The following is a 4,743-nucleotide window of genomic DNA, read 5'->3' as shown; positions in this document are numbered from 1 at the left end:
AAAATAAGAAAGAGACGGCTCCACAGAATAAGTAGTGTATAAGCGGTTAAGAATGACCAAAAATACACCATTTCTGCGGCACCGTCTCCAAAATCAGAAAAGCCAGTCGAATTCTGATACGTAGTCTATGAAGTTGTCTCTTTCGATTCGGCTCGCTCCGGAATAACAACGGGCGTCTGGTAACTACGTACTACGAAATAAATTCCCATCAACACGGCCGGAATACTCAAAATCTGACCCATGTTCAGCGCCATGGTGTTCTCAAACGCTACCTGATTTTCTTTCAGATATTCATAGAGGAAACGTAGCGTAAACACCCAGATCAGGAAAATACCGAGCATACTGCCGCGAGGTGTCCGCTCTTTATGACGGTTCCAGAACCATAGCAGAAAAAAGAACAAGACTAAACACGAGAGCGATTCATACAACTGCGCTGGGTGGCGAGGAATCTTGGCATATTCGTTGTTTTGCATAAACACAAACGCCCAGGGCACATCGGTCGGACGACCCACAATTTCCGAGTTCATCAGGTTGCCGAAGCGGATGCAGGCCCCACCCAGGGCTACGACAATAACAATCCGATCCGTTACCCACAGAAAGGTTTGATTTGTTTGCAGGCTTTCTTTACGACGCGAATACAGCCAGAGCGCAGTTAGAATACCGATGGTAGCCCCGTGGCTGGCCAGTCCGGCAAAAGGGGGCGTAATAACGATTAACGGATTTTTCAGCAGAACATCGGGTTCGTAAAACAGAAAATGGCCGATACGCGCGCCCAGAATCGTGGCGATGACCATATAAATCAACAGCGTATCGGTATCGCCAACGGGCTTATTTTCTTTCTTGAAAATGTAGCTCATGATCTGCATACCGATCAGAAAACCCAGCGCAAACAGAAGTCCGTACCAACGAACTGAAAAGGAACCGATGTGAAAAATTTCGGGATTAACTTCCCAAATAATGTATTGCAGCATATAATGAATGAATACGTTTCAGGTTAAGTAGCAGCTTATTTCAATCGAAAACTCGCCGTTAAGAACGTAAAAACCTTGCCCCTTATAACGTTGGCGGACAAAGATACGTATTGCCGGAAAGTTTTTGTCGGTTTTGCTGTTTATGCGTGTATGATGAAATCAATTCTAATTGGCCTGGTGAAGATTTATCAGGGTGTGGTGTCACCGTATTTCCCGAATGCGTGCCGCTATACACCCACCTGTTCACAGTACACCATCGAAGCCATCCGCAAACACGGCGCGCTGCGGGGCGGCTGGCTGGGCCTGAAACGCATCAGCCGATGCCATCCCTGGGGCGGGCACGGTTATGATCCGGTACCGTGATCGAGTCAATAGTCAACAGCCGTTAGTCGTCAATAGCTGACGTAGCCTGACATTTTGACTTACCCACTTAATTCGCCTGATTTTTGACGAACAACGATTAACTATCGACTACTGACTACTATGCTTGGAATTACTGCCGATAATAAACTTAAACGCCTGCTTGTCGTTGGCGATCGGGTGCTGATTAAACCTAAAGACTCTTCTGACCGTACATCCAGCGGACTTTATCTGCCGCCTACCGTTCAGGAAAAAGAACAAGTCCAGTCAGGATACGTTATTAAAGTAGGGCCTGGTTATCCGATTCCGGTAGCCACGGAGGACGAACCCTGGAAAGAAACCGAAGAGAAAGTAAAATACATGCCGCTTCAGGCGCAGGAAGGCGATCTGGCCCTGTATCTGCAACGTAACGCCATTGAAGTGCAGTACGAAGGCGAACAGTACGTTATTGTCCCGCAGTCGTCGATTCTGATGCTGGAACGGATGGAGGATTTAGGGTAGTAATGCGACTTACCCGTCGCAGAATTGAAAAAATCGTGGCTTCGCGGCTGCGTTATGTAAACACTATGCGACATCGCTGGTTGATGAGTCTGATAGTCCTGCTAACGGGGCTTACATTTGTTATGGAAAGCGTAGCGAACCAACAGAAATCGCTCAAGGCGATATTGAACGAAAAGAAAGACCATCGGCGCGTACTGTTGCTCTATGGCCGCGATGACGCCCAACACTCCCTTATTGAGCAGCAGGAAGCCCTGACAGAAGCCCGAGCGGGCGTAACGGAACGCGATCTGGACGTAATCGTGCTGATTGCGTCTATGGTCTCCGAACCCGACCGCCAGTTTCTGATGCACGATTATAAACTTAATCCGTCCGACAATTTTGCAGGCTGGCTCATTGGTAAAGACGGCGGCATTAAGAAAACCTATAAAACGCCCGTTTCGACAAAGGATTTATTCGATACCATCGACAGCATGCCAATGCGGAAACAGGAATCGAAGCAATAATGTAAGCCCGGACCTTAACAAGATCCGGGCTTAAACTTCTCCACACAAAGTCCTGGTCGACTTCACCTCATCGATCACCAAATCTGGCCGCTTCGGTAATACCTTTCCACGTATCGGTACGGAATGGAACAGCAGGAAAACCTTCCCGATTATAAAGATTTACGTCGCTGTTATCGTCGGCCCAACCGTAGCGTACGGCAACCGGGGCCGCTACCGAATCGGCCTGAACCACTACGTTATTTCCCTGAATCGTTGCCTTAGCGTAATGAAACTTCTGATCGGCCCCCGCCACTTCAAATCCCTTTAGATAACCGTATTTATCCTTAACGGTCAGGCCAGTACCTGCGTTTCGAAACATGAGTACGACTCGATTGCCATCAACAGTCATTTTGTCGAACTGAGGGCCGCGTGATACGTCATTGCCGCCTTCACTTTGTTTGCCATACGCTACCCGCATGGCCTCGGCAGCCAGCCGCTTACCAACGTCCAGTTTGTTTTTCGGGTGAATATCCGACCGCTCGCCAATATCCGACGTAACAGCCATACCGGTGTTCGGTAACTGAAGCGTCATGGTTTGCGCTTCCCGAAGTTCGGCCCAGTTACTGCCTCGCTGACTATCGCCATTGGCTGCGTTAAAGCTGGCTAATTGAACAAACAAAAATGGAAAATCGTAGCCCCAATGTTGCCGCCAGTCCTGAATCATCAGGGGAAACGTTTTCCGGTACTGATACGCCCGACCCGCATTGGATTCTCCCTGGTACCAGATAACCCCCTCTATCGCATAGGGAATCAGCGGATTCAGCATGGCGTTGAATAATTGAGTGCCATACGTATTGGGGCCAGGCTTGTAAGACGATGCAGACACACTGGCAATCCGGTATTTCCAGTTCGGACTCAGCCGCTTGTCAAACCCATCGCCCGACAGGTAGTACTGATCTTCCTGACCCATCAATCCACCAGCCCCACCCCGGTCGGCAATGCGAACAGCAATCACGTTACGTCCTGTTTTCAGTAAACCATCGGGCAAGTGATACTCGCGCGCAGCCGCTCCTTTTCGGCTCCCGACGAACTGACCATTCACGAACGTAGAATCGCCATCGTCGACAGGGCCCATGTGCAGAACAATCGTTTGCAGTTTACTGCCTTCCGGAATGACCACTTCCTGCCGCAACCAAACGACCCCATCGAACGTCGGCAAACCCCGCCATTCCCAGTCGCCCGGCATCGCTATGGTTTTCCAACTCGCATCATTCAGGTCAGCGTTGGCCCATGTTTTTTCTTCATCGGCTGAAGGCAACGTTCCCTGCTGCGCCTGTATAAGCGCGTCAGTACGTTCTTTACCACTTTTGATTACTTCCTCGTACGTAGCAGGCAGCTTGCTGGCCACCGAATGTAGCTCTTCGCTGCTGTTCATCGCATTGCGGCTGGTCCAGGTTTCGGAGTGAGTGCCTCCCCACGACGTATTGATCAACCCAATCGGTACGTTCAGTTCCTGCTGGAGCTGCCTGGCAAAAAAATAACCAACGGCGGTAAACGCAGGAGCGGTTTCGGGCGTACAAATCTTCCACTCACCTTCAATATTGTCTTTGGGCGTCAGGCTGATATCTTTTTTGACCAGCAATTGCCGGATGTTCGGATAATTTGCCGTTTTAATCTCCTCTTTCCCATTCGAAGCGGCAATCAGCGGCCACTCCATATTCGACTGGCCGGAGCAAACCCAAACTTCGCCCATCAGCACGTCATCGAACGTAACGGTATTGGTTTTACCTTTCACCAGCATCTGATACGGCCCGCCCGCTTCCATTGGGTCCAGCGTAACGCGCCACTTGCCATCTTTCCCAGCTTTAACGGTTTTCGTCTGATTATTGAACGTAACAACCACCTTTTCGTTAGCATCCGCCCATCCCCAGACCGGCACTGATTTTCGGCGTTGTAAAACCATGTGCGATCCGAAAACATTGGGTAAGCGCACTTCGGCAAAAGCGGCCTGAACTGTTAGAAGAATAAGGATAAAGGTTCTCCAGGTCAAACATTTCATGGTTTAGTAAGGTATTTAAGGGCTTCAGTACATAACTTGCAGGTCAACAAAAAAGGTGGCTTTCTCAGCCACCTACTTTCTTCTGCGGAATTTTATTCGTTCGGACTAGTTACGTTTGTTAAGTCCATGTTTTCCCTGAACGTTCATCACATTGGTAACCTTGCGTCGGGTACTAAAGGTATACCGTAACGTAGTGCCATAACTCATCCCCGTGCCGTCTCCCTGCAATTGAGCCTGCTGCGTAGCCCCCTGACTAACCGCGTAGCTTACATCGGTAGTAATGGAATTGCCCAGTCCGAAAAACTTACGTACCGAAAAGCCCAGATCAACTTTACTGGTCAGGCGAACATTGTATTCAGCACCTACTTCA

The 4,743-nt window shown here is 49.4% G+C and carries 5 protein-coding genes and 1 pseudogene; 3 read left to right on the top strand and 3 right to left on the bottom strand.

Features of this window, described 5'->3' with window-relative positions; genetic code table 11:
- Positions 1 to 125 precede the first annotated feature (125 nt).
- Positions 126 to 971, bottom strand: a complete 846-nt coding sequence (gene lgt, locus ACOJS8_RS15355) for a prolipoprotein diacylglyceryl transferase (protein ID WP_420149421.1) — start codon at positions 969 to 971, stop codon at positions 126 to 128.
- Between the two features lie 153 nt (positions 972 to 1,124).
- Between lgt and yidD the strand changes: the two genes are divergently transcribed.
- The 3 genes from yidD (at position 1,125) to ACOJS8_RS15340 (ending at position 2,335) form a co-directional block, all read left to right on the top strand.
- Entirely contained in the window at positions 1,125 to 1,334 is a 210-nt protein-coding gene (gene yidD / locus ACOJS8_RS15350) for a membrane protein insertion efficiency factor YidD (RefSeq protein WP_420149422.1), read from the top strand.
- Positions 1,335 to 1,454: 120 nt separating this feature from the next.
- A complete protein-coding gene (locus tag ACOJS8_RS15345) occupies positions 1,455 to 1,832 on the top strand; it encodes a co-chaperone GroES (protein WP_420149420.1) in 378 nt (125 codons plus the stop codon).
- 65 nt (positions 1,833 to 1,897) lie between these two features.
- Positions 1,898 to 2,335: a DUF4174 domain-containing protein gene (locus ACOJS8_RS15340; protein WP_420149419.1), complete on the top strand. Its 438-nt coding sequence runs from the start codon at positions 1,898 to 1,900 to the stop codon at positions 2,333 to 2,335.
- Between the two features lie 67 nt (positions 2,336 to 2,402).
- Here ACOJS8_RS15340 and ACOJS8_RS15335 read toward each other — a convergent pair whose 3' ends face one another.
- Positions 2,403 to 4,373: a sialate O-acetylesterase gene (locus ACOJS8_RS15335; RefSeq protein WP_420149418.1), complete on the bottom strand. Its 1,971-nt coding sequence runs from the start codon at positions 4,371 to 4,373 to the stop codon at positions 2,403 to 2,405.
- Positions 4,374 to 4,478: 105 nt separating this feature from the next.
- Positions 4,479 to 4,743, bottom strand: a pseudogene (locus ACOJS8_RS15330) (hypothetical protein); the annotation flags it as partial.

Origin of the sequence: Spirosoma sp. (assembly GCF_048594605.1) — a bacterium.
GTDB lineage: Bacteria > Bacteroidota > Bacteroidia > Cytophagales > Spirosomataceae > Spirosoma.
This window is presented reverse-complemented; position numbering and strand designations above follow the sequence as displayed.